Below are 309 nucleotides of genomic sequence, written 5' to 3' on the forward strand. Positions count from 1 at the left end.
CGAGCTCCGTCTGCGGCCCGGCGCAGACCCGGCCGACGTCGCCGACCGCCTCGCCGACACCGGTCAGGGACGCCTCGACATCCACGCCGTGCCGAACCCCGCCGACGGGCTCTCGCCCCTGCGCGGAGTCGTCGTCGGTCTGGTCGCCGTCCTCGCCCTGATCGGGCTCATCGAACTGCTCACCGCGATCGGCGGCACGGTCCGCGAGGGCGAGCGCGACCTGCTGGCCCTCAAGGCCATCGGCCTCTCCCCACGCCAGATCACCGCGATCACCGTGACCTCCACCGCCTGCACCGCCCTGGCCGCCTT

1 pseudogene is annotated in these 309 nt (G+C 74.1%); it reads left to right on the forward strand.

From position 1 onward, the window contains the following. A pseudogene (locus tag ACLZOT_RS51465) lies at positions 1 to 309 on the forward strand (ABC transporter permease); the annotation flags it as partial.

The organism is Streptomyces sp. 4F14, from assembly GCF_048159485.1.
GTDB lineage: Bacteria > Actinomycetota > Actinomycetes > Streptomycetales > Streptomycetaceae > Streptomyces.